Source organism: Ornithinibacillus californiensis, from assembly GCF_001038485.1.
GTDB classification, from domain to species: domain Bacteria; phylum Bacillota; class Bacilli; order Bacillales; family Amphibacillaceae; genus Ornithinibacillus; species Ornithinibacillus californiensis.
Genome location: NZ_LDUE01000021.1, coordinates 1 through 25996, shown reverse-complemented (window position 1 = coordinate 25996; position 25996 = coordinate 1). Strand labels below are relative to the sequence as shown.

The window sequence follows — 25996 nt, the reverse complement described above, 5'->3', positions numbered from 1 at the left end:
TTCACTCGTTATGATAGGATTCAAGTTTAAAAATGCTCTTATGTCAATAAGGAGAGGAGGAATAATATGAAGAAGTTCAAAACTTTTGCTTTCTCAATGTTTTTAGGTTTTGTAGTACTCTTCACCATCATTCAACCTGCAAGCATGTTTTTAGCTGATCCTGAGTACGGTGATTTAGATGATATAAATTAATATGGTCTTACCAACTGAATAAACTTGAATCCTTTCATATAAAACCAAAAGGCCTATGCATATACTGTATAGAACTTTTGGTTATTTTTTTGCCTGTTAAAGGTCATGTGAAGAAAAATTCAAAATAAAATAAAAAAAAACATCTTGTCCCTCAAGTGATTCCATCGAATTTTAATCATAATCTAGCCACTCCGGTAATAAAATGTTACAAACCAAGCATTCAGTAAGTCTGAGGTGAGAGCTTATGTGGCTCTTCATGAACGCATCGATTTTGCTTGATTACATATTCCTTAAAAACCAACATCCATAGCATATGATTACTAACGCACTTTACCAACGCCGTTTTTTATATACCCTTTTTGTAAAAAAAATCCTAATATGTAACTCAACTCCAAAAATATCCTAACTAAACAAGCCACTGAAAATCCACTTTTGCTGTTAGTAGAGGTGGCACTCGAAAATATGAAACTTTCATTTTTCGAATCACCTAGTCTCGTCTGACACCTCAGAAATATTCAACATAGGGAGGCGAACGGTGTGCACGATTACATCAAAGAAAGAACTATCAGGATTGGTGAACATATTGTCGAAACGAGGAAAACCGTCCGAGTGATAGCAAAAGAATTTGGTGTTTCCAAAAGCACAGTCCATAAAGATTTAACCGAACGATTACCAGAGATTAATCCCGAATTAGCTCTAAAGGTAAAAGAAATTCTAGAGTACCACAAATCCATCCGACACCTGCGCGGTGGAGAAGCAACCCGTAAAAAGTATAAAACCTCCGACGAAGTGAACGCAACAACAGTAAGGTAAGTGCCAGCAATATCATTATCCTCTTAAGGAGGTGAGTGGTAGAGAAGTACTTAGTTTGGTGACGGTTAACAGTTCAAAATCTCTACACGGGAGGTATGGAGGTAAAAACGCACCTGGTATTGGGGGTGCGTTTTTTTGTGGTGTTGGGATGGTGTGCATCGGGCGGGCGGACTAGCAACTGTTTTTGAAGTGGGATGTGAGCCCAAAGCAGTAGACATATGTCCGGCGCGTGACCCATCAACCGTTTTCAGTGGGGTATCAACCAAAAACAGTATGCTATCAACCGTTATTAATGATTATCAACCGAAAAACAAAAATATCAACCGTTTTTATAAAACATCAACCGAATTTTGCAATATATCAACCAATCTGTAAAAATATCAACCGAAATCATCCAAATATCAACCAAACTCTCCACACCTCAACTGATGCAACTAAAAAAGGCTACTAAAAACAGATTTACTCTTACTTGGCAACGTATAATCCTGAGGATACTCATCCAGCCGCGGAGCAAAATATTTACGTGCACTATTGTTACCGGTATATCTTAAGTTCATTGAATTCAATAAGCGATAAACAACTCGAGGGGATTCCACTAGTAGCAATTCTCTGCACGCTTTGTTAGTAATCATGGGGTTAATCAGGAGGAAGTAATCCAGTATTTTTTGAACGTGTGCTGTTTCACTAAACTTATCACAATTCGAGCAATACCATTTTCGTTTTTTATATATTAATGGAGAATAAGAACAATCGTTACATTCTATACCCTTTATGAGATGGTCGTTAGTGATTCCGAATTGTTTGATTAAGTCTGGTTTATGAGGTGTGTGATTTTTTAACAATGCATTATTTAATTTGTTCATACTTCCATGATCCAAATAGGGTCTCGTGTAATTTGCATAATGCTGTTCCAAGATGGCCGGTAAATGATCGAGATGTATAAATTTATGATGAAATTCCTCCGACTCACCTTTATAAGTGAGAATAGTAGCTGGGTTACTGAGGATTGCAATTGTTTCAATAGGGAGGTTAGGGAAGTGGCGTTTTTGAAGCCAGGAAGTTAGCTGCATCTTTTGATTGTTTGCTTGTAGAATTGGACTTCTGAAAGCCTTTCTTTTGTCATCTGAATTTTGTGTTGTTTGATGGGTATTGGAATCATACTCAATTTCACTTTTCCAATGTTTAATTTCTAAGATTAGGATAAAAGTTTTCGCTACAATAAGGGTATCAATTTGGAAGAAGTAAGGACCGTTTTTCAATCGGATTCCTTGATAAATGTAGGCATCCTTGTGAGGGAAAATGGATACGGTGTAATCGGAGTATTTTTCACCTTGAAAACCTGCCTGGTGATTGTAATACTCGTTCAATAAAATTTGGTTTTTTCTATATTGCGGTTTTAATTGCCGAAACAAAGCCTCGTAACAAAGTATAATGTACGGCTTTGTCCGAAATAGTTGTACTTTACTACTCAAACAAATCACTCCTTTAAATTGGTTCACCATAATATTCTACAAAAATAGATAAAATCCTCTTTTTATTTGTGGAAACTTTAGTATTGATGTCAGGTTACTGCCTCATTTTGAACGGGTATCAACCGAATTGGCAGGTGCATCAACCAAAAGGAGTAGCATATCAACCGAATTCATGCGAACATCAACCAAGATAATCGTCATATCAACCGTATTCCAAAAACATCAACCGTTCCACGAGAACATCAACCAAAAGCCACTCAACATCAACCGTTCCTCGAGAACCAATACCCACCCAACATCAACCGTTCTACCTACAACACAAGCAATCAAAACGAAGCCAACCTAACCCTATACCCCATCCCCCCAACCCCTAAACAAATTTATCCTCCTTTTTTCCTAAATTGCAGTTTTTTGTAGAATGTTGTGGTATTATATTGTATAAGGAGCATTGTGTTTATTAAACAGGTGCGGAACGTTTTATTCGAGGAGGATTATGATGTTTTCTAGGGATATTGGGATTGACCTTGGGACTGCTAATGTGTTGATTCATGTTAAAGGTAAAGGGATTGTACTTAATGAACCATCTGTAGTAGCAATGGATCGCAACACTGGCAGAGTGCTTGAGGTTGGAGAAGCTGCACGTCGTATGGTTGGACGAACACCAGGAAATATTGAAGCAATTCGCCCTTTGAAAGATGGCGTTATTGCTGACTTTGATGTGACAGAAGCGATGTTAAGACATTTTATAAATAAAATTAATGTGAAAGGATTTCTTTCGAAGCCTAGAATGCTGATTTGCTGCCCGACAAATATTACAAAGGTGGAGCAAAAGGCAATCAAGGAAGCGGCGGAGAAATCTGGCGGTAAAAAAGTATACTTAGAAGAAGAGCCAAAGGTAGCAGCAGTTGGTGCTGGCATGGAAATTTATCAGCCTAGTGGAAACATGGTTGTAGATATCGGTGGAGGGACTACGGATGTAGCTGTTCTTTCCATGGGGGATATCGTTACAAGTGAATCCATCAAAATGGCCGGGGATAAATTTGATGTGGAAATTCTTCAGTACATAAAGCGTAAGTATAAGCTTCTAATTGGAGAGCGCACAGCGGAAGATATTAAAATTAATATCGCAACTGTATTTCAAGGTGCACGTAATGAAGAGATGGATATTCGTGGCCGTGATATGGTTTCTGGACTACCACGTACGATTACGGTTTACTCCGAGGAAATTGAAGAGGCACTTCGTGAGTCAGTGTATATGATTGTTCAAGGTGCCAAGACTGTTCTGGAACGTACACCACCTGAACTATCAGCAGATATTATCGACCGCGGGGTTATTCTAACTGGCGGTGGCGCACTAATCCATGGTATTGACCAATTACTAGCAGAAGAATTAAAAGTACCTGTATTCCTTGCTGAAGAGCCAATGCATTGTGTGGCAAAAGGAACAGGAATTATGCTTGAGAATATTGATAAAATAGAACGCAGAAGAATCGTCTAATAAATAAGCAAAGGGGAGGCGTATTGTAATGCTAAGAGGTTTTTATACGGCAGCTAGTGGAATGCTGGCGATGCAACGTCAACAGGAATCACTTTCAAATAATATTGCGAATGCGAACACACCAGGATACAAAGCAGATCAAGCGACATTACGTGCGTTTCCTGAAATGCTCATGTATCAAATGGGAGCGAACACTATCCCAACGAAACAACCGAAAAACTTACCGGTTCAAAATCCAATTGGTTCAATAAATACTGGTGTTTATGTTCAAGAATATGTACCGAATTTTGTGCAAGGTTCCCTTAAAGATACTGGTGTATCCACAGACCTTGCTCTAATTGATGGGGCTTTCCCGGATGAAACCGGAAGCATCTTTTTCACGGTGCAAAATGAAAACGGGGAACCACGTTATACAAGAAACGGTAATTTCACAGTCGATGGACAGGGCTTCCTTGTCACGACTCAGGGCTACTATGTCTTAGACCAAGCTGGTAATCCGATCCAAACAAACGGAATGGAATTCAACGTGAATCCAGACGGTTTACTTCAAGTGGGCGGACAAGCAATCCCACTAGGAATAGCTTACACGGCAGATGCGAATCAATTAGAAAAAGAAGGTAATGGATTGCTTAGCGGGGAAGGGGGAGCTATTCCAGCAGGTGTGACGTTTACCGTACAACAAGGATTTTTAGAACAGTCCAATGTGGATGCAGCGCAAACAATGACCCAAATGATGGAGTCCTATCGTAGCTTTGAAATGAACCAACGAGTTTTAAAAGCTTATGATGAAAGCATGGGTAAAGCAGTGTCTGAAATTGGGCGTATTGGATAATGGAAAGTAGTTATTTAAAGAGGAGGAACCGCCATGTCTAGATCCATGATTCAAGCATCAGTTACGATGAATCAACTCCAACAAAAGATGGATTTGATTGGTAATAATCTAGCGAACAGCCAAACAACTGGATATAAAGCAAGACAAGCGGATTTTGCTTCATTACTATTCCAGCAAATCAATAATATGGATGATCCAGCTAATGCAGAAGGCAGACTTACTCCGGATGGGGTACGTGTAGGTTCAGGTGCAAAGCTTGTCTCTATCAATATTGACTTATCCCAGGGTGCGTTACAAGAAACAGGCCGTGCGCTTGATATTGCATTTTTACAGCCGAATCATTTATTCCAAGTTTCGGTAACCGAAAATAATGTGACCGAAACACGTTACACAAGAGATGGATCCTTTTATTTAAGTCCACTAGAAAACAATCAAGTGATGCTAACAACAAAAGATGGTGATCCTGTTTTAGGTGCGAGCGGCCAAATTATTTTTGAAGATGGCTTTACCGATTTGCAAGTTGCAGATAATGGGCAAATTACTGTAAGACGTGGTAATGACACAGAGGTTGTTGGTCAATTAGCAGTCGTTGAAGCAGTTCGCCCAAGATTTTTAGAAGCAACAGGCAATAATAATTTCCGTCTACCAGATGTTGCAGGGTACAACCAAGCCGAGATTATTCAAGGCGTCACAGCGTCATTAAAAAGTGGATCACTAGAAACATCGAATGTAAATATGGGGAAAGAATTAACCGACTTAATCAATGCACAACGGTCTTACCAATTTAATGCACGTACCATTTCCATGGGTGACCAGATGTTGGGATTAATTAACCAATTACGTTCTTAAATTTTAAAAAAACTCACATTCGCATTTGCGAATGTGTTAATTTTTCTTATTAGGTAAAAAGATATATTCTTTCCGATCTGCCTAAAAGATGATTGACGATTGTCTAACTTTTATCTTATAGTAGAAGAAGAATGAAATGTATGGAAACAGGTGAACCAAGTTATGAGCCCAACAAACCAATTTGAAAAAACAAAGGAAGAGACTCGTACGAGAAGATTGCGTGTAGAAGCATCGACAGAAGACAAACGTCCTGATAAACGTTCTTCTGAAAGCGAAGCGAAGCCATCGGTGCGTAAAGAAGATACGTCTTCCAGTAAAGAACTTTCACCAGAAAAAGAGCAACGTAGAAGAAGATCTGCTAGTGCGGAAATGGAAATGACCGAAACGCTCAAGCAAACGAGAAAACTACAAAAGAAACAGCAAAAAATAGAAAAACGTAAGAATAAAAAGCCAAGATTACGTATTTTCCCAATTTGGCTGCGTCTAGTTATTGTTTCGGGATTATGTGTCCTTGCATTAGGTTACGGATTAATGTTTGGTTATGGTGGGCTTGGTGAAGGTGAACCAAGTGATGCATTGGAATGGGAAACGTGGCAGCATATTATTGATATTATCTTTAAAGCAGAATAGTTAATCAACCTGTACATTAGAAGAGTGCAGGTTTTTTTATGGAAAAAATATTAAGAAAATATAACAGATTAATGACGTAGCAGGATTTCGCGAATATAGCGTAGAAATAATGGAGAAAGGATGTTGAAATGAGGTATGTACATGTTCTTTCTCCAAATGTCAGGCTTTCCTGGTTCAGGTAAATCAACGTTAGCACGCGAAATTGCCGCTCAGACAGTTGTTGTGCTCGTTGATCATGATGTCGTTAAATCGGCTTTGCTTGAAGAAATGCCGGAAATCAACCCCCAGCAAGCTGGAAAGGTAGCTTACAATATCGATTGGTCTCTAGTTGATGCTAATCTAGCCTTAGGGAATAGCACCATTCTAGATAGCCCTTGCTTGTATCCAGTTATGATTGAAAAGGGAGAGGCACTAGCGGACAAATATGGCGCTAAATATAAATATATCGAATGCTATTTAGATGATTATGATCAAATTAATCAACGATTAAAAAGCAGAGAAACTATGCAGAGTCAAATCAGCAAAGTCAGTTCGGAAGTTGTCTTTCGAAGTACACTGGAAAATAGTAAACGACCACTCAATCACCCTTTCTTGATTGTAGATACCAGTAAACCTTTAAAGAATTATTTGCAAAAGGCAATGGATTATATAAATAGTTAATCTCTGTTATAATAAGAAAAAAGATACATATAAAGGAGCGCTAATCTTGGATATTAATGAAATCAAAAATACAATCCCACACCGTTATCCATTTTTATTAGTGGACAAGGTATTAGAAGTAGAAGAAGGGCAACGTGTTGTTGCTTTAAAAAACGTGTCAGTAAATGAGCCATTTTTCCAAGGCCATTTCCCAGATTACCCTGTAATGCCAGGAGTTCTCATCGTAGAAGCTCTTGCTCAAACAGGGGCAATTGCTATGTTAGGAAAAGAAGAAAATCGTGGAAAAATTGGATTCCTAGCTGGTATTGATAAATGTCGTTTTAAGCGCCAAGTCAAACCTGGTGATCAACTGAAACTAGAAGTAGAAATCATCCGTGTCAAAGGCCCTATTGGAAAAGGAAAAGGGACAGCGACAGTAGATGGCGAACTTGCTTGTGAAGCGGAAATTACATTTGCGATTAAATAATTAGGGAATGCTACCATTTCAATGGTGGCATTTTTTATTTGTTTTTCCCGCTGCAGCAATTACAATACATTAATTTTCCGTAAAATAACCGTATCAGTTTTGATGAAACGGGGTAAGCTAATGCCGAAAGTTATTACTACAAGGAGGAAATGTCATGAACAAAAAATGGCTAATCAAATTAGGGGCACCTGTTTTGGCATTATCACTTATGGCTGCATGTGGTGACGATGATACGGAAGACCCTATCGAAGATCCTGCCGGAGATGAAGCTCCGTTAAATCAAGAAGATGACAATGGTCAAAATAATGACCTTGAGAATGGCGGAACGGATGATGGCATGGATGGCGGTCTAGACAACGGTACAGAGGGTACGGACGGCAATGACGGCCTGGATACTGACAATGGCGAAGATGGCCTACTAGATGACGAAAATGGCGAGAATAACGGTCTAGGCGAAGACGGCGAAAATAACGGTGCTGGCCCAACTGAAGGAACCGAAAACGGTGAAGAAGACGATATGAATCAATAATTATGTACATGAAAGATCCCCAAGCAAGACGCTAGGGGATTTTTTTCATGAACGAAAAGCTCTTTATAGCTTAATATCCACGCTTTTGCCAAGAGTTGGATGTGGAGCATTTGATATGTTCTGAGATAACATCTCTGTTAACTGATTTCCTTGTTGTTGCATAAGATCTTTTATATTCGCGACCATTGCTAAACTAGCTCCAGACCGAACTTTGCTGTTTGCCATCACGACAGACATTGCTGCAATATCCATCCAATTCCCTCCTCACCTTAGCCAATTATAACTACTCCCTTTTCATCGGCATAGAATACCCAATCCTTAACAGTATAAGAATCCTTTCATAAGCAAAAGTTAGACTATATGGACTTATTTGTGGTTTAATTTTCTTATCTAGTGAAACGAAGGTATGGTGAGGCTATTTTGGACATTCCACTGGTTTCCATCGGTATTGTTCTTATATTAATCGTCGCAAATGGTATTTTTGCGATGACAGAAATTGCAATTGTAACTTCCCGAAAAGCACGATTAGATAAAATTGCCGAAAATGGTGATAAGCGAGCAAGTTATGCACTAAAGCTGGCCGAAGAACCGAACCAATTATTATCAACTATTCAAATCGGGATTACTTTAATCGGTGTTGTAACTGGTGCTTTCGGTGGTGCTGCAATCGCAAGCCAATTAACGCCTGCGATAGCTAAAATTGAGTCACTTGCACCATTTAGCTCACAAATTAGCTTATTTATCGTGATTGCGATAACAACCTATTTGTCGTTAATTATTGGTGAGCTCGTACCGAAACGAATCGGTATGAATAATCCGGAAAAGGTCGCCCTATCCGTTGCGAAACCAATGTATTACTTTTCAAAAGTAGGCAAGCCATTAATCTGGGTATTAAGTAAATCAACCGAATTCGTTCTGAAAATTTTCGGGATTAAACAAAATAATGATCCGGATGTAACGGAGGAAGAGATTACTCAGTTAATTGAACAAGGTGTATACAGCGGTGTAGTGGAAGAAAACGAGCGTGAAATGGTAGAAAAGATATTCTACATGGGTGACCAGCGATTAGGTGACATCCTCACGCCAAGAACATACCTCGAATGGATCGATTTAGAGGACCCACAAGAGGAAAACTTAGAAATCATGAATACGAGTAACCATTCCTCCTTTCCCGTCGGTGAGGGGAGCCTAGACAACATACGCGGAATCATTCATAAGAAGAACGTCTTTGGAAAATTACTGAAAAACGAACCCTTCCAGTTAGAGGATGTTGTAGAAAAAGCCCTCGTTTTACCGGAAGCCATGATGGCCTTTCAAGCACTGGAAAAAATCAAAGACTCCGGTAAGCACCAGGCAATCGTAATTGACGAATATGGAGGAATTGAAGGATTCGTTACTTTGCATGACTTTATCGAAGTTATCGTCGGGGACATGCCTGATCTTTTTGATGTCGATCCCAAAATTGTCAAACGCGATGAGAAGACCTGGCTTGCAGATGGCCTTATTCCGTTAGAAACCTTTAGACGTTATTTTGAAATCGATGAATTTGAAGAGTTACGCAGTGAATCACACACGCTTGGTGGCTATATTACAACCTATCTAGGTGATATTCCAAAGGTGGGCGACTTCATCCAGGTAGAAGACTTGAAAATTGAAGTAGTTGATATGGATCATGTGCGGGTGGATAAGGTAATGGTGACACGGGTTGAGTTGGATAGTGGGGAGTAGGAGTGGGGGGACGCTGGTGGTAGTGAGGGTTGCTGGTGATTCCCCTCTGATTAGGCGAATATTAACGGAATGCGAGGTGCTATCAACCGAAGCAGAGCGGGCATCAACCGATTTGAGGTGACTATCAACCAAAACATAGCGGGCATCAACCGATTTAAGATGACTATCAACCAAAATGGAACGAATATCAACCGTTTAAATGGAAACATCAACCGAATTAGTCAGAATATCAACCGTTTAAATAAAACATCAACCAAACGAGCCCAAACATCAACCACACCGCCGGACATCAGCCATCCTCCCGCAAAAGAGCCAACCCCACAACCCCCAACTACAACTGCGTCTTCTGCTTCTTCCCAGCAGTCTTCAACATAATCTGATTCACCACTTCGGAGAACATTAACCCCATGGCAATTCCACCAGCCAGTAGCATTACTTTTGTGGAATATTGAAACGCTAATAAGTAATCGTTTTGAACGACGCTGCGCATGGCGTTGTAGGCCATCCCACCGGGGACGAGTGGAATGATGCCAGATACGTTAAAGATGATGATTGGTGTTTTATAGATTTTGGAGAAAAAGCGGCTGATCATGGCAACGAGCATAGCGGCCAGTATAGTTGCTGGAACGGTGTCCATACCTCTCTCGACAAGCACATAATAGACAATCCATCCGACCATCCCATTTAACCCACATTGAACGAGCACTTTTTTCGGTGCATTAAATAATATCCCAAACCCTGCTGATGCAACAAAGCTTGTTATAAGCTGAGCAAGTATTCCCACTCCTAACCCTCCGATCCGTTTATACATGATTTCTATTGTAAACTAATTAGCAAACAGACTGCAATCTTCTGGAATAAAATATCCGGTATTACAGGAAAAAGTTTGCAAATTAAGAAAAGTATTTTTCGTGTTTTGTTATTTCGGAAAGCGAAATACCGCAATAATAGTGAGAAAATCGTTTGAAATGAAGGACTATTATACTATAATTTAGAATAAGTATTCGAATTTTTGTTTAATTTTCTAAAAGGAGAGCTATCATGACTAAGACCGATTCGACACAATCTGCCATATTAAGTATGTTATTTCAAAATAATAATACCCACATTGGTCAAGACGCTCTTACGGAAAAACTACTAAACTACTATGCATCACTAGGAAATAACGCACCCGATTTGATTATGGTGTTCTCTCCAGATGGACAATTGCGCTCTCAAAATCAGATGAACTTGGCTCCATTTACTAATCTAAATAAAATAGAAGACCTCCAGCATGTGCTGTTGAAACAAACATACCAAAAATTTGCAGACGCTTTCGCTAATTCACTGACTGGAAAAACGGAATACTGTGAGGTACAAGTCAAGCGAAAAAAGCAGTTCTACGAAGTCATGATGATGCCATTGCAAAATTCCAGTGACATAGATGGTGTAGGGATCATTATTAAAGATGTGACAATACATAAACGAAAAGAAATAGATACGCGAAGTGAAAATAGAAGTTTTAAATCGATCTTTGATCTATTAGATATTGGTGTCTGGATCAGTGAATATAAAACAGGAAAACTAGTATACGCCTCCAAGGGGTTAGCGAACCTGTATGAATATCCAATTGAATCATTTGATACAGACCAATTAGATATCAAGCATGTGATTCAAAAATATGTTCACGAAGATGATAAAAAATATGTAAAGCAACTGGCCATCGATGTACTAGCCAAAGGCGAATCTGTTGATTTGCGATATCGAATTAACGCGCTTAATGGCGAGGGAAAATGGCTAACCTGCCACACGGCTCCGTACCGGGATGAAAGTGGCAAGATTACCCATATTTACGGGATGCAGACCGATATAACGAATGAAGTGGAGACACAAGAGCAGCTGAGATATTCTGCGAATCATGACCTACTAACGACACTTCCCAACCGAAGAAGTTTGGATGAAAAACTCGATCAGTTAATGAATAGTGAAACACCATTTGCATTTATGTTTTTAAACTTAGATCGTTTTTCGGTTATTAATGGGTCGCTAGGCTACCAAATCGGGGATGAAGTGTTAAAAACAATAGCTGCTAGGCTTTTATTGATTCTCCCAGAGTCGAGCTTTGTTGCCCGTTTAGAGAGCAATGATTTTATCATTCTTCTCGAGGATTATCAGAGTAAGGACAATATCCTAGCCATCACGAATAATTTAATTAACGACATTAAGCAACCGTTAACCATCGATAATTACGAAATTAATTTGACCATTAGCGCTGGAATCAGCATGTACCCAGAAGATGGCGAGACAGTCGAAAGCTTAATGGACAAGGCACACTCAGCGCTCAGCCATGCAAAGAAAAGCGGTAGAAATACATTCCGACTGTATTCCTATTCCAAGGACATTGCATTCCAACGTAAGCTAGCGATTGAGAAAGATATGATCGAAGCTCTAGAAAAAGTAGAATTTGAGCTGTATTATCAACCATTAGTGGAAACAAAAACAGGCCAAATCATGGGCGCAGAAGCACTCATACGCTGGAATCATAAGGAATGGGGGCTAATTTCCCCAGGAGAATTCATTCCAATTGCGGAGGAGAACCATCTAATTAGCGACATTACGGATTGGGTGATTAAAAAGGCATGTAGCCAAATGAAAGAATGGAAAGACAAAGGATTAGAATTAATCCAAGTTTCTGTAAATATTTCACCAATTCGCCTGATGAAAAAAGGCTTCACAGACTATGTGAAGAGACAGTTGGAAGCTTATCAAGTGCCGGCGGGCTATCTCGGGGTGGAAATTACAGAAGGTTCGCTATTAAAAAGTGAAAAAGGCGTGCTGATGACACTTGCAGAATTAAAGGAGCTTGGCGTACGCGTTGCCATCGATGACTTTGGTACCGGCTTTGCCTCACTTAATTACTTGCGCGAGTACCAAGCAGATACGTTAAAAATTGACCAAGTATTTATTCAAAGTCGAGATGGTCAAGTGGAAAAGGATAATATTATTGTCGGTTCCGTCATGGAAATGGCAAAAGGACTTAAAATGAAGATAATTGCAGAAGGCGTGGAGGAATACGGGCAGTATCGTTTCTTAAGAAATCGACAATGTGACCTCATTCAAGGGTACTTATTTTCAAGACCAGTTCCCGTAGCTAATTTTGAAGAATTGTTAGTAAGAGGGGTACTTCAACCAGATCCGGTAAAAGTCGAAAAGGATCGCATAAAAAAACAAAAGCAAAAACAAAGCTTGGGTTTGTCTCCTTAACGGTGAGGAGTACAAACCCAAGTTTTTATTAATGTACGATATCCAATGTCCTTTCTCTTCTCCAAACAAAAAGCATGAACATGCTACCTATCACTATTATTAACACATAGCCCGATGGAACGAGCCATTGCGATAGATCTAGGGCAGTAATTTGATAAATCAAGTAAGAGATACCAGGGCCGATCATTGCGATAATAAAGGGAATCTGAATCCCTACTAACGCTACGAAGTTTGGCATCAAATTCGAAAAAATCATGGCAAGCAAAGCAAATACAAATCCCAAGAAGTAAATAGCAAGAACTGTTAACACAATATATTGGAAGAAGGTAATGTCATACCAATGGAATCCACCGATGAAAGAATTAATTGGACTAGAAAAGAACATTCCCGTATTGTTTAAGGAATAAATACTAAAATAGATTGCTAGAAGTGCTGTAATTACCATAAACATTGCAAGTAACCCAGCAATCATTTTTCTCTTAAATATATTCCGCCCAACCCTTGTTGTATATTGCAAGTCTACTAGTCTTAACGAACGATCCCTAATGAAAACAGGAGATAACAACAACACGACACTAACAATAATCGCTATCGCAACGTTTACGATAAAGTCCTTGTAGTTATAAAAGACCAACTCTGGATAGATATAATAATTACCAGTAGCCTTTATTTCTTCTAACGTTGCAACTTGCTGGGAACTACCTCTTTCCATTTCATTCGCCATAATTATGTCGTTCTCATTTTGAAATTCTATTAAACGTTCGCGCTCCTGAAGCTCCCAGAATAAATCCACATTCTCCTCAAAGACCACTTTGTTTCGTAGCTCTGCTTGTTCCTGATTTTCATAATTGATATCTTGAAAATCTTGATAACTATGTATTCCAACCGATGAAAAATCCACCCTTGATTGAATATATTCGTCTGCATCTTTCAAACGTTGTTCATATGTCTCTTTAAAGTCTGCTTTCTCCCCTTCGCTCATGGAGACACCATATTTCTCAACCATTTCTATACCAATTCGATAGGAGTCTAGAGCTGGTCTTCCATTAGGGAAATGTTCAATATGATAACTGATTAATAAAAAGTACAATATAGCATTAGCGAGAACAAGCAACAAACCAATTTTCCAGTTTAAGATTTTCTTCAATTCTTGTAGTACAATCCGCATTCTCAACAATCCCCTTAGACAATATCTTGTTTATTAAAACGCTTCATAACAAAAACAAACAATATGGTAATAACTACTACAGCCACAAGCACCGTAATGACTTCATAGTATTTAAAAACGAGTAACCCATTACTAGCCATAAACCATTGGTGAGGATTTAAGACGAGACTTGTTAGGTTAAATCCAGTAACAAATATTAGGTTCGATGATTTGGGCATGAACCCCTGTAGCATAAAAAGAATTGTAAATATCGCTATAAATCCAAAGAAAGTAAAATAGCTATTTTTAAGTAAAACAGCAATAGCAAACGTGCTACACGAGAACAGGAGCATACAAATATAAAACAAAGCAATAGCCCCGACTAAATATTGTAAAAAGGACATCTCCCACCAGGAGACGTATGGGAAGTTAGTTTCCCAGTTAAATGCACTACTAATTGAGCTATGCCATAAGTGGGTATAATCAAACACCTTAAAATAGACAATTAGTGCTACAGCCAATAACACTACTGACAGGATTGTGGAGACAGCTAAAGAAGCTACCAATTTATCCACCATCAAACGTCTCCCTCTTTTAGTTGCATATGTAACAAGGTGTGCTTTGTTTTCAAATTCATAATTGGTTATTAATGCCGTGGAAAGCACGATTAAAATGATTGATTCAAAAATAATAGGTAGAAACAACTGTTTAAACAATTGGCTGTGCATGGAATATACTTTACCAGCAAAAAACCATCGCTTATGCTCCATATTACGCTTCATCTCATCGAATCGATTTCCAAACTTCTCATATTGTTTACTCAGCGATTCGGAGGCTGCACCACTCAACCCATAGTTTTGAATATTGTTTTCACCAAGTTCTTTGATATCAATCTTCTGGTAGGATTCATCGATATGTTTAGCCGTATCTAAATACATTTCTTTTAGATAAATAGTATAAAAGGAATCCAACTGGTCTTCCGAATATTTCTCTTGTCGCTCATAGGTCAATTGCGAAAAAAATTCTCCAGCACTAGAAAAAGATTGACCAGCTTTTTCCTCGGTTATGTTATTTAAATGAGTCAGTTCCTCTTGTAAATCCTTTTCCATTTTAAGGAGAGTTTCATCAGTAATTTCTACTCCGTAAGAATTAGCTACGTCATTAGCTACATGCAGTTCCTTATTAAAATCAGAAGAGTTAGAGACAATCAATATATTATAAGCAGTAAATAATAGTAACAAAAATAGAATAATAGGTGATGTTAATGCCTTTTTACATTCGAATTTTACAATTTGCATGTTAATCACACACCTAATGAAAGGTCATCACGGTACTCATAAAGGAAGACGTCCTCAAGATGTGGATTCTTTACTGTCCAGTCCTCTTTTGACTCACCTTTATGAACGAAACGAACTAGCATTTTTGATTGTTCCTGTTTTTCAGAAAGTAGCACGTGATTCGCTCTAAAGGAAGCAAGCTCATCATTTGTAATAGTAGTTTCATAGACTGCTCCGTCTAACGTGTTACAAATGTTTTCTACAGAATCCTTGTATAATAACTCTTGATTCTTAATCATCACCATCTCATTAGCGATAGATTCTATATCAGACACGATATGAGTAGAAATGATAATCAATCGATCGCGAGATAATTCCGTTAGTAGCTGACGAAACCTGGCCCGTTCTTTTGGGTCCAGCCCAGCAGTTGGCTCATCTAGAATAACTATCTTTGGATCATTTAGTAATGCTTGGGCAATCCCGACCCGTTGAATCATACCACCAGAAAACTTACGCATTTTCTTATTAGCCACATCAGACAACGCTACCTTATCGAGCAACTCTGTAATCTTTTCTTGGGCAACCTTTTTCTCAATCCCTTTTAATGCAGCCAAGTACATTAAATAGCTCTTAGGAGAGTAATGTTTATAATAGCCGAATTGCTGTGGCAAAAATCCAAGTACTTCACGATACTCCTCATCTAAGCTGGTAATATCGGTTCCGTTATACAGTATTTCCCCTTTGCTTGGCGAAATAAGTGTAACTAGCATCTTGATTAACGTCGTTTTACCAGCACCATTTGGGGCTAGTAAACCATATACTCCAGAACCGAACTCAAGATTAATATTTTTTAATGCGGTAAAGTCTCCATAGTTTTTACTAACGTTATTAACTACCAACATATTATCGAACTCCCTCTACTGGTTTAAAATGCACCAGCTTTCTTAGATAATTGAAATAGATACCAATACTTAATGCTAGAATAACCAGATAGACAGGGATAGGAATGGTCATTAAGAAACCTTCATAAAAGTCACTTTTCACATAGCTCAAACTCATGTTAGCTACAACCCATCCCCCTATGACGAAGGCAATCATCAATCTCGATTGCCGTTTCAAATAGGCGAATAAAAAGATAATAGAAAAGAGGAATAGGGATGTAATGGAAATCATAATAGCTCTGAAAAATTGGATATCATCATCTAATAAAGAAACGGATCGAACACTACAAACATTTACTAGAATTGCTATGATACTAAACACGAACATGCGAAATGCTGCTACTTGATACAGGTTATATTTGCAAACCATCTCCACTTCATACGTAGCTGTATGGATTTTACTAGTAAAATGATAAATAGATAGAGTCATGAATAAAAGTGGTGATAGCAGAAAGGTAATCGCATAAAAGTCTTTAACTTCATAAAACCGACTCTCTGTTACAACAAATGGAATAAAGAGTAAGGCACTAAATCCAATAAGGAGAATGAGAAACTCCTCCCAGCGATTCGGCATCAAATTGCGTAACCCAATTTCTTTGTATAACCGAAGCAAGTAAACATGAAATGATTCCTTTGGCTTCAATCCAACGGAAATAATATGATTTAATTCCCTTTGGATTTGCTCGTCACTAGGCATTGGAATATGAAACTTTTCCTTAGTCATGGCTAAACTCCTTCATTTCCATTTTGATTAATTTTAAGGCTGCATAATACCTTGTTTTCACAGTCGAGAGGGGCAGCTGTTCCATCTCCGCGATTTCATGAAATCGATACTCTCCAAATAATTTGAGCCTGATAACTTTCTGATAGCTCGTTTCTAACGAATTAATAATGGATGCGATTCGTTCCATTTCTTCCTTATACTCTAAGGACACCACTAGATCCTCACTATCATGCAACTCCATATCCTCGATTGTGTCGGATATCCGTCTCATTTTATAGTGCCTCGAGCGGTAAAAATCCACCACACGATTAGAAGCTATTCGGTATAACCACGTCCGGAATGTAGCGGTACGTCCTTCAAATTGATGAATAGACTTTAGAACACTAATAAAGATCTCCTGGGTCAAATCAAGTGCTAACTCCGTATCTATTGTTTGTTTGTAGACGAATGCATAAATTTCTTTATAGTATTTTGCAATCAGTTGATTAGCTGCTTCGGTATTTGCTTTTCGCTTTATCTCTTTTATCCATTTTTTCTCTTGATCCATCATTTCACCACGTATTCCCCTTAACCCTGTCTCTATTCATATAGTCGAAGTGAGCTGGGAAAAAGTTTTAAATATGAAAAAGTTTTTTGTAAAGAGGTAAAAATAAAAGGAAAAAAAAGAACCTGTTCCCGAATGGTGGACAGGTTCTAGGGGGTTATACCTATCTTAAACAAATGAAAGTACTACCGCGATACCTGCTCCAATCGCAATCGCAGTCAACAGTGCTTCAACTCCTTTAGAAAGGCCAGCCAATAAGTGCCCCGCAAGTAAATCACGAACAGCATTGGTGATATGAAGTCCAGGTACAAGCGGCATAACCGCCCCAATAATAATCTTATCTAACTCCACACCTAATCCAGTTTGAACAAAAACAATTGCAATAAGTCCAATAACGAAGGAAGCAACAAACTCAGATATAAAGCGAATCTCCACCAGCTTATCAAACCAGAGAAAACCGATAAAACCAATCCCTCCTGCCACTAATGAGGGAAGGAAGTCTGCCCAAATTCCTCCGAACATAATCGTAAAGCATCCACTGGCAATCGCTGCAATAGCAACCATGACAGTATTCGAGTAGAGAAATTCTTGCTTCTCCAGCACTCGTAACGCACGAAGCGCTTCATCAATCGTTAATTCCCCAGCAGCGATTCTCCGAGAAACACTGTTTACTTCAGCAATTTTATTTAAATCCGTTGTCCGTTTTTCAATCCGCATCATGTTCGCAGGCTCTGCTTGATCAGTCGAAAAGTTAATACCGGTAGGAGTCACATAGCTCTGCGAATTCTCTCGCCCATACGCCCTTGCTATCCGATTCATCGTATCCTCCACCCGATACGTCTCCGCACTACTTTCCAACATGATTTTCCCAGCTAGCATACAAACCTTGGTGATTTGTTTTTCCATAAGTAATCAGCTCCGAACTCTTTTGTCTTTTCTTATTATAGTAGGGAAAGTGGCGAGATGGAAGGGGGAGGTGGATTGTGTGGGGGGGTATCAGCCGTTTTCTTAAGGGATCATCAACCGAAAGTGCGGGGGTATCAACCGTTTTTGAAGATTATCAACCGAAAGTGTAATGATATCAACCGTTCTTGAAAAACATCAACCGATAAATGACATTATCAACGAGTATTGAAAAATATCAACCAAAAATAGGAAACTATCAACCGAAATACCGAAACATCAACCAAACGGCAGCGCACATACCATACGAACCCCCACAACAAACAAAAAAACCTCCCCAAAAGGAAGGCATACCACTAAGGCATCATCATAATTAGCCCAACTAAAGAAACAAACGGAATAGCATTCGCCATAGCCATACCGATCATCGAAAACGTCATCACTCTTTGCTTCGCTTCTTCTGGAACACCTACAGAACGTTGCAAGAGAATAAATAAAGGTCCAAATACCAATGCAAAAATGACAATAATTCCAGGTAAGTAAAGCTCTTCGATGGAGGACGCTGTAGTTAGATTCATCAGCCCTAGAATGATGAAGATGATTGGAAGTAATTCAGCAATGGCAACTCCGATAAAGAACTTTGTTTGGATGGTACCAACATTATCTGGATTTTCTTTTAGTTTTTCAATGTTAATTTTAAAGATTAATAGAATGGATAGACTTGCTAGGATTGCTGCGATAGCGAAGTAATAAGCAGGACTCATCATAACACTTCCCTTTCAGAAAATTTTAATTTAAACCAAAGGTATCATAGCATAATATGAAAGCCTACTCAATGGGAGAAATAAAAAGTTCTTTATAAAGCACGTTTTATTGTCGAAGTCAGAACTTTCTACCTAGATTCTTTCACGAAAAAGCACGAAAAAATAGGTATATCTTCTTATATAGTATGTAGTATATTGCAGAAAATTACCAAACTTTAGCGAAATCGCTAGAATCTATCCGTATATTTAACTACGACTTTGGTACCTTGTCTAAGTTTTAAGAATTATCTATCATTAAAATTACTAAGTTTTTAGGCTACTAGAATCATAAAGTAGGGGGCTAAAGGCTTAAGTCAAACTTTCATTGAGGAGGAAGGAAATGCTTAAGAGAATTTCGGTATTATCTTTAATTTTTCTATTAGCGTTCAGTACAGTTGCCTTTGCGGTACCTGGAAATATTGTCGTTAATAGTAATCTTCAGAAGGGAACCCTTTCTAAAGATTTAGTAGAAACGATCAATCCAGACGAAGTAGTTCGTGTCACTGTTGAACTAGACGGTGAAGCTCCGATTGAGAAAGCTACGAAAAAAGGGGTTAAGTTTGGCGATTTAAGCGTAGCGGAGAAGAAACAGCTTTTAAATGAAGCGAAAGCAAAGAAAAATACAGTAAAGAAAGCAATGAAGGATAAGAATATTAATGCCAAAGTCCTTCAAGAATTTGATGCTGTTGTAAACGGCTTTAGTGCGGAAGTTAAATTTGGTGAATTGGATGCGATCCAAGCAATTCCAAATGTAAAGAGTGTGGTTATTTCCACTAAGTACGAGCAACCTATTGCTGAGCCAGATATGGTAAACAGTAAAGAACTTGTACAAGCACAACAAGCATGGAATGAATATGGATATACAGGTGAAGGTATGGTTGTCGGTGTCATTGATACTGGTGTAGACCATAACCACCGTGATATGGTGCTTTCTGAAGGGACTTCAGTAGCCCTATTGGAAGATGATGTGAATCAAATTATTGCAGATGAGGGTTTACCTGGTCAGTACTACACAGGTAAAGTACCTTATGGATATAACTATGCAGATCAGAATGATGAATATACTGATAACTACGCAGGTGGCTCATCACATGGTATGCACGTAGCTGGTACAGTTGGTGCAAATGGTGATGAAGACAATGGAGGAATCTTAGGTATTGCTCCAGATGCGCAAATTTTAAACTTAAAAGTATTTAGTAACGATCCAGATAATCCATATACATATGGTGATATCTATATCGCTGCAATTGACGATGCAATTAAGTTAGGTGCTGATGTACTTAACATGAGTTTAGGTGCTACGGCTGGATTTGTGGATAGTCAAAATCCAGAGCAACTTGCTGTTTCTCGTGCAGTAGAAAACGGTGTTATGATGTCTATTTCTGCAGGTAACTCTGCATTATTCGGAGATGGATTCTTCTATCCTTATGCATCTAATCCAGATTATGGTTTAGTTGGTTCTCCTGGTGTTTCGTATGATTCATTACAAGTTGCTTCTTTTGAAAATACATTTATGACAATTGATGCATTAGATTTCGCTATTGAAGGTGGCGAAACTGGTGTTGCAGGATTTATGTCAGCTGGTCAAACAGCACCAACAGTTGGAGCTACATATGAACTGGAAGTAGCTGGACTTGGCCATCCTGCAGATTTTGAAGGAAAAGATTTTGATGGTAAATATGCTCTTGTACAACGTGGGGAACTTGACTTCGTAACAAAAGCTCTCAATGCACAAAGCGCAGGAGCTGCTGGAGTAATTGTTTATAATAATCAAGACGGTATGGTAAACATGGCTTCAGATCCGGCTATAGTTATTCCACAAATCTTCCTTTCAAAGGTAGATGGTGATAAGTTAGCGGCAGCAGTGCAAAATGGTCAAACAGCTAGCGTAACATTCTCAGGTGAACAAACTTCAGTGCCAAATGCAGCAGCTGGACAAATGAGTGACTTCACTTCATGGGGTGTAACGCCAAACCTAGACTTTAAACCAGAAATCACTGCTCCTGGTGGGCAAATTTACTCTACACTAAATGATGGTGGATATGGTGTGAAATCTGGTACGTCGATGGCAGCTCCACATGTTTCAGGTGGTAGCGCATTAGTGTTAGAGCGTGTGGATAGTGAATTTAACCTAGAAGGTAGAGACCGTGTTGAATTAGCTAAAACTATTTTAATGAATACTTCTGCTCCAGTAGAATTTGATGGCGCACTAGTTTCACCACGTCGTCAAGGTGCTGGTTTAATGCAACTTCATTCTGCTTTATCTACTCCTGTAGTAGTGACAAATTCTACAACTGGTGAAGCAAAAGTTGCACTGAAGGAAGTAACAGGAAACCAAGTTACTTTCGAATTAACAGCTGAAAACTTCTCAGATGAAGCGGTAAGCTATGAAGTTAGTGCGAATGCACAGACGGATACGCCAGTAAATGCGGGTATTCTTGTAACTGCACCTAACTTGTTCGGTGCATTAGATCTTGGATCAGTAGTTACTGTGAATGGTGAAGCGGTAAGTACAGTGGAAGTTCCTGCAAACGGTTCTGAAACTTTTGAAGTAACTATAGATTTAAGTTCCGTAGATGGGACACTTTCTGGTTGGTTCGAAAATGGTTACTGGTTAGAAGGATTTGTAACATTAACAGACGCAACGGACACGAACCCTTCTCTAACAGTTCCTTATGTTGGATTCAAGGGTGAGTGGGATGCAGCACCTATCTTTGATACGCCAGTTTGGGATCCAATGTCATTCTACGGCATGACTGGTTTAGTAGGAACAATTGGTGGTGAATTCTACATTTTAGGTGAAGATCCATCTCAACTAGCATTCTCGCCAAATGGTGACGGATACTTAGATGATGCAGGGTTAATCCTATCATTCCTAAGAAATGCGAAAGAAGTGACATTTAATGTTCTAGATGCAGATGGTAATGTAGTAGATACTATTTTCACAGAATCAAATATCCGTAAAGACTATTATGATAGTGGAAATGGGTCATATTATAAGTTTTCATCTGACTGGATGTGGGATGGAACTGTAAATGGAACGCTTGCAAATGATGGACAATACTTCCTACAAGCTGTAGGTGTCATTGATTTTGCTGGAGCACAATCAGATTCCATTGAAATTCCTGTATTATTGGATACTACAGTACCTACCATTTCTGCAGATATTAATCGTGGGAAACGTGAATTAACAGTTTCTGTTGCAGATGAAAATGGTAGTGGTGTTGCGGCTTGGCAAGTCCTAGTTAACGGTGAGGATGTTTCTGGGGTACTTACTGATGTAAGTGAATTTGACCTTACTGGAATTCACCCTAGCTCGGTTGTAACGGTTTATGTAGAAGACCTTGCTGGAAACTTCTCACAGAAGAATGTTCTAGGACCACAAGGTAAAGCACACGGTAAATATAAAGATTTACAAAACGCACAATAATATTTTAAAAAAGTAAAACAGCCCCTTATCGCTATATAGTGGTAGGGGCTGCTTTTTTGGGGGACAGAGGGTCAGGTTTCCTGTCCCACACACAGGGACAAGGAACCTGACCCTCTGTCCCTCATTCTCTTTCGGATTTCAGTTGCATTAGTCTGTCTTGGACTTCGGGATCGTTTTCTATTTGGAGCACTTCTTCATAAATTAAAATGGCTTCTTGGCGTTTACCTAGTTCCATATGCTGCTCAGCATCCATCTTCATTTGGTCTATGACCTCTTCTTTATCTGCACAACCAAACATCACTACCAAGCAAGACAATAAAAATAGTAGTTTATAGCAAATATTTTTCTCCTTTTAATAGTATTTGTTCCTATATTTTCCAATGGTGAAATAATTATGTTCTGTTGAAGTCATAGTAGGAAATTAGGATAGTAATGTGAACTTATTCACAGAGGGACAGTCCCTCTAATCCAACTTTTTTACATTGCCTTCACACATACTCAATATCCAGTTAATATCTAAGCTTTATACTAAAAAGGAAAGTATTACAAAAACGTAGGTAAGGGGAGAATTCAATGACGATTCGAGGCATTGCTCATCGTGGATACCCTGTAAACTTTCCTGAAAACACATTATCATCCTTTCAGGCGGCTATAAACTTAGGGTTTTCTCACATGGAGCTTGACGTACATATGAGTAAAGACGGAATCCCAGTAGTTATCCATGATCATACAATTGACCGCATGACAGATGGAAATGGAGAGATTTATAGTTACACGTTAGAGGAGCTTAAACAGTTTACGATCACCCCAAATGAAAAAATTCCTACTTTAGAAGAAGTACTTCAACTAGCCAAAGACCGCATCCATGTATCCATCGAACTAAAGAAACCGAATTTTTATTCAGGTATTGAAAAAAAGGTGTACGAAATTATTCATAAACTACAAATGGAAAAACAGACTTACATAATTTCTTTCAACCATGATTCCTTGCGTAAGTTACGGGCCATTTCCAAAGACATACAAATCGGACCACTCGTTAATAAAGTCCGTCTAACACACTACCGACTCCTAAAAAAGTTAAACGCACAATACTTTGCTGTGAAGTACACAGCCATAAAAGAAAAGCATATTCGAAAGTGTGAGAAGCTGGGCATCCAATTAGTAGTTTGGACGGTGAACACCGTAGAACAGATGCAAACTACAAAGCAATACCCATCAATCTTGGTTACTACTGACGAATTAGAAAAATATAAAGCAGTATTTTCACAATAGAGAGGGGAGAATAACGTTGCTTAGAAAGAGAAAGTCTACTTTAAAAAGATTGATTTACCTACTACTTTTTCCAATGATGTTTTATGCAATTCTCAAGAACTTCCGTAATGAACAGTATGTAAGAATTTAATGCGACAGAGATGGAGGGACAGGAACCTTGAGCCACGGGTGGGACAAGGTTCCTGTGAACTACCACCCGAATAATGGACAAAAGTAAAAGAAGGACATTATTCGGGTTTTCCTATATCTATAAAGTGAAAATCCGTTTATAATTTTAATTAACTAGATGAGCGGAGGATTTTATAGTGGCTAAAAAGTATTATTCAGAAAATGAAATTAAGCAATTAAAACAAAACCCTAATATAGTTGATGTGAAAAAGAATCAAATAACCTATCTCCCAGAGTTTAAGGTAAGGGCTGTTAAAGATAACCTAGAAGGTAAAGCCCCTAGTTTAATATTTTTAGAGAATGGTTTTGATCTTGAGATTCTTGGAAAAGACATACCTAGGAAAAGATTATATACTTGGCGAGAGGTTTATGATAAATCAGGTGAATTAGGGTTGTTAACTGACTTTAGAGGCAAGAAAGAATCTAAAAAGGATTCTAAAGAGCTTTCTATTGAAGAACAGCTTAAAAAGGCAGAAGCCAAAATAAAGTTCTTGGAAATGGAAAATGAGTTTTTAAAAAAGCTAGAAGAGTTGGAAAGGATGGCGATGAAAAAGAAACGAAACTAACACCAGGCGAAAGATATCAACTCATCCATGACACTATCCAACGTAATAATTTAAAGCGTGTACGTACTTATCTATGTGTTCTTGCAGGGGTAAGTAGAAGTGGTTATTATGCCTGGATGGATGCGAAAGAACTTCGAGATTCACGCGAAAAAGAAGATGAAAATGATACGGAATTAATTGCTTACATCTTTAACCAAAAAAGTCAAAAAACAGGCGTATTACTAATAAAAATGATCATGGAAAATGATTATTGTATTTGTATGAATCATAAAAAGATAAGAAGATTAATGCGCAAGTATAATCTAATGACAAAAGTGAGAAGAGCTAATCCTTATAAAAAAATGATAAAAGCAACTCAAGAACATCGAACATTACCTAACCTTGTAAATCGCCAATTTGATCAAGGAAAACCAAGTAAAGTTCTATTAACAGATATAACTTATTTGTATTACGGGAATGGCCAAAAAGCTTATTTATCATGTGTTAAAGATGGGTGTACAAAGGCAATTATTGCACACTATTTATCTACTAATCTAGAAATGAGTATTGTTTATAAAACACTAGAACACCTAGATCAAAACAACGGTATTATCAAACAAAATACTATCCTACATTCAGATCAAGGGGTCCACTACACAAATCCAGAGTTTCAAAAGAAAGCGAAAGAATTGAAGTTAACACAATCAATGTCACGCAAGGGAAATTGTTGGGATAATGCCCCTATGGAGTCATTTTTTGGACACTTTAAAGATGAAGTAGAATATAAACATTGTACGAATTTTTATGAATTACAGCAAGTTGTGGATTCTTATATTGATGAATACAATAACCGGCGATATCAATGGGGGTTAGAAAAAATGACTCCGGTACAATACCGGAATCATTTACTAGCTGCATAAGTGTCCCTTTTTATTACTGTCTGATTTTAGGGTAGTAGTTCACTGTCCCTCTGTCCCTATTAATAGGAATACTCTTTTCAAAGTGGTAATGATTGATACGTGGGCAAATGAGGTGCTTGAAAAAACAAAGAGCATTATTTTTGAAAAGTAATCGGGGAAAGGTGACATAGTCTTAGATGAGGTATATTAGAGTACGGGATATAATGGGCCTGTTGAACACCCTGTTTAGTAATATGAAACATACTAAGATTAGTGGGTAAGATCATCGACGGATGATTTTGCCCACTATTTTTCTTTTTAGAGTTATAGTGAGAAGTGAAAGAAAGCTCGATCAGCCTCAGGGATCATTGAATCCGTATCAAAAACCGAGCTTCTTCACTTTCATTTTTGAATCAGGTTTAAGTATGTTG

General features: G+C 38.4%; 27 protein-coding genes. 16 read left to right on the top strand and 11 right to left on the bottom strand.

Annotated features, from left to right (window positions below):
• Positions 1-66: 66 nt before the first annotated feature.
• The 3 genes from TE34_RS21600 (at position 67) to TE34_RS05140 (ending at position 1380) form a co-directional block, all read left to right on the top strand.
• Positions 67-192 carry a hypothetical protein gene (locus tag TE34_RS21600; protein WP_269083148.1) on the top strand — a complete coding sequence of 42 codons (126 nt, stop codon included), beginning with the start codon at positions 67-69 and terminating at the stop codon, positions 190-192.
• Between the two features lie 537 nt (positions 193-729).
• Positions 730-1005: a sporulation transcriptional regulator SpoIIID gene (gene spoIIID / locus TE34_RS05145; protein WP_047983760.1), complete on the top strand. Its 276-nt coding sequence runs from the start codon at positions 730-732 to the stop codon at positions 1003-1005.
• A gap of 135 nt (positions 1006-1140) precedes the next feature.
• Positions 1141-1380 carry a hypothetical protein gene (locus TE34_RS05140; RefSeq protein WP_047983759.1) on the top strand — a complete coding sequence of 80 codons (240 nt, stop codon included), beginning with the start codon at positions 1141-1143 and terminating at the stop codon, positions 1378-1380.
• 59 nt (positions 1381-1439) lie between these two features.
• On the opposite strand, the gene TE34_RS05135 is transcribed toward TE34_RS05140, so the two are convergent.
• The gene (locus TE34_RS05135) at positions 1440-2477 is read right to left on the bottom strand and encodes a nuclease-related domain-containing protein (protein ID WP_047983758.1); all 1038 of its coding nucleotides are present in this window, start codon (positions 2475-2477) and stop codon (positions 1440-1442) included.
• 127 nt (positions 2478-2604) lie between these two features.
• Between TE34_RS05135 and TE34_RS20945 the strand changes: the two genes are divergently transcribed.
• The 8 genes from TE34_RS20945 (at position 2605) to TE34_RS05100 (ending at position 7941) form a co-directional block, all read left to right on the top strand.
• Positions 2605-2823 carry a hypothetical protein gene (locus TE34_RS20945; RefSeq protein ID WP_157037585.1) on the top strand — a complete coding sequence of 73 codons (219 nt, stop codon included), beginning with the start codon at positions 2605-2607 and terminating at the stop codon, positions 2821-2823.
• Between the two features lie 150 nt (positions 2824-2973).
• Positions 2974-3975 carry a rod shape-determining protein gene (gene mreB, locus TE34_RS05130; protein ID WP_047983757.1) on the top strand — a complete coding sequence of 334 codons (1002 nt, stop codon included), beginning with the start codon at positions 2974-2976 and terminating at the stop codon, positions 3973-3975.
• Positions 3976-4003: 28 nt separating this feature from the next.
• A complete protein-coding gene (locus tag TE34_RS05125; protein WP_047983756.1) occupies positions 4004-4807 on the top strand; it encodes a flagellar hook-basal body protein in 804 nt (267 codons plus the stop codon).
• Positions 4808-4840: 33 nt separating this feature from the next.
• Positions 4841-5656, top strand: a complete 816-nt coding sequence (locus TE34_RS05120; RefSeq protein ID WP_047983755.1) for a flagellar hook-basal body protein — start codon at positions 4841-4843, stop codon at positions 5654-5656.
• Between the two features lie 162 nt (positions 5657-5818).
• Positions 5819-6286 (top strand): DNA-directed RNA polymerase subunit beta, encoded by a 468-nt coding sequence (locus tag TE34_RS21395; RefSeq protein WP_236687103.1) that lies wholly within the window; start codon positions 5819-5821, stop codon positions 6284-6286.
• A gap of 141 nt (positions 6287-6427) precedes the next feature.
• Positions 6428-6946: an AAA family ATPase gene (locus TE34_RS05110; protein ID WP_047983754.1), complete on the top strand. Its 519-nt coding sequence runs from the start codon at positions 6428-6430 to the stop codon at positions 6944-6946.
• A 43-nt stretch (positions 6947-6989) separates the two neighbouring features.
• Positions 6990-7412: a 3-hydroxyacyl-ACP dehydratase FabZ gene (gene fabZ / locus TE34_RS05105; protein ID WP_047983753.1), complete on the top strand. Its 423-nt coding sequence runs from the start codon at positions 6990-6992 to the stop codon at positions 7410-7412.
• A 154-nt stretch (positions 7413-7566) separates the two neighbouring features.
• Positions 7567-7941, top strand: coding sequence for a hypothetical protein (locus TE34_RS05100; protein ID WP_047983752.1), 375 nt, complete (start codon positions 7567-7569; stop codon positions 7939-7941).
• 63 nt (positions 7942-8004) lie between these two features.
• Here TE34_RS05100 and TE34_RS05095 read toward each other — a convergent pair whose 3' ends face one another.
• Entirely contained in the window at positions 8005-8193 is a 189-nt protein-coding gene (locus TE34_RS05095; protein ID WP_047983751.1) for a YjfB family protein, read from the bottom strand.
• Between the two features lie 168 nt (positions 8194-8361).
• Between TE34_RS05095 and TE34_RS05090 the strand changes: the two genes are divergently transcribed.
• Positions 8362-9669, top strand: coding sequence for a hemolysin family protein (locus tag TE34_RS05090; protein ID WP_047983750.1), 1308 nt, complete (start codon positions 8362-8364; stop codon positions 9667-9669).
• A gap of 331 nt (positions 9670-10000) precedes the next feature.
• Here TE34_RS05090 and TE34_RS05085 read toward each other — a convergent pair whose 3' ends face one another.
• Complete coding sequence (locus TE34_RS05085; RefSeq protein WP_047983749.1) at positions 10001-10480, bottom strand: threonine/serine exporter family protein; 480 nt, start codon at positions 10478-10480, stop codon at positions 10001-10003.
• A gap of 230 nt (positions 10481-10710) precedes the next feature.
• Here TE34_RS05085 and TE34_RS05080 point away from each other — a divergent pair, with 230 nt between their 5' ends.
• On the top strand, positions 10711-12912 hold the full coding sequence (locus TE34_RS05080; RefSeq protein ID WP_053074979.1) for an EAL domain-containing protein: 2202 nt from the start codon (positions 10711-10713) through the stop codon (positions 12910-12912).
• Positions 12913-12940: 28 nt separating this feature from the next.
• Here TE34_RS05080 and TE34_RS05075 read toward each other — a convergent pair whose 3' ends face one another.
• The 7 genes from TE34_RS05075 to TE34_RS05045 form a co-directional block, all read right to left on the bottom strand.
• Entirely contained in the window at positions 12941-14080 is a 1140-nt protein-coding gene (locus TE34_RS05075; protein ID WP_047983748.1) for a hypothetical protein, read from the bottom strand.
• A 14-nt stretch (positions 14081-14094) separates the two neighbouring features.
• The gene (locus TE34_RS05070) at positions 14095-15357 is read right to left on the bottom strand and encodes an ABC transporter permease (protein ID WP_047983747.1); all 1263 of its coding nucleotides are present in this window, start codon (positions 15355-15357) and stop codon (positions 14095-14097) included.
• 5 nt (positions 15358-15362) lie between these two features.
• The gene (locus tag TE34_RS05065) at positions 15363-16238 is read right to left on the bottom strand and encodes an ABC transporter ATP-binding protein (protein ID WP_047983746.1); all 876 of its coding nucleotides are present in this window, start codon (positions 16236-16238) and stop codon (positions 15363-15365) included.
• Between the two features lies 1 nt (position 16239).
• Positions 16240-17001: a hypothetical protein gene (locus TE34_RS05060; RefSeq protein ID WP_047983745.1), complete on the bottom strand. Its 762-nt coding sequence runs from the start codon at positions 16999-17001 to the stop codon at positions 16240-16242.
• Positions 16994-17548 carry an RNA polymerase sigma factor gene (locus TE34_RS05055; RefSeq protein WP_047983936.1) on the bottom strand — a complete coding sequence of 185 codons (555 nt, stop codon included), beginning with the start codon at positions 17546-17548 and terminating at the stop codon, positions 16994-16996. The genes TE34_RS05060 and TE34_RS05055 overlap by 8 nt, the downstream gene beginning before the upstream one ends.
• A gap of 165 nt (positions 17549-17713) precedes the next feature.
• Complete coding sequence (locus tag TE34_RS05050) at positions 17714-18451, bottom strand: threonine/serine exporter family protein (RefSeq protein WP_047983744.1); 738 nt, start codon at positions 18449-18451, stop codon at positions 17714-17716.
• Positions 18452-18804: 353 nt separating this feature from the next.
• On the bottom strand, positions 18805-19212 hold the full coding sequence (locus tag TE34_RS05045; RefSeq protein WP_047983743.1) for a hypothetical protein: 408 nt from the start codon (positions 19210-19212) through the stop codon (positions 18805-18807).
• A 379-nt stretch (positions 19213-19591) separates the two neighbouring features.
• Here TE34_RS05045 and TE34_RS05040 point away from each other — a divergent pair, with 379 nt between their 5' ends.
• Positions 19592-22681, top strand: coding sequence for a S8 family serine peptidase (locus TE34_RS05040; protein WP_053074978.1), 3090 nt, complete (start codon positions 19592-19594; stop codon positions 22679-22681).
• A 121-nt stretch (positions 22682-22802) separates the two neighbouring features.
• Here the strand turns inward: TE34_RS05040 and TE34_RS05035 are convergent, their stop codons facing one another.
• Complete coding sequence (locus TE34_RS05035; RefSeq protein WP_157037584.1) at positions 22803-22940, bottom strand: hypothetical protein; 138 nt, start codon at positions 22938-22940, stop codon at positions 22803-22805.
• A 314-nt stretch (positions 22941-23254) separates the two neighbouring features.
• Between TE34_RS05035 and TE34_RS05030 the strand changes: the two genes are divergently transcribed.
• On the top strand, positions 23255-23953 hold the full coding sequence (locus TE34_RS05030; RefSeq protein ID WP_047983741.1) for a glycerophosphodiester phosphodiesterase: 699 nt from the start codon (positions 23255-23257) through the stop codon (positions 23951-23953).
• A gap of 305 nt (positions 23954-24258) precedes the next feature.
• Positions 24259-25586 (top strand): IS3 family transposase gene (locus TE34_RS20570; protein ID WP_157037583.1). Its coding sequence is split into 2 segments (ribosomal slippage): positions 24259-24628 and positions 24628-25586, totalling 1329 coding nucleotides; the frame shifts between segments, so codons are not numbered across the junction.
• Positions 25587-25996 lie beyond the last annotated feature (410 nt).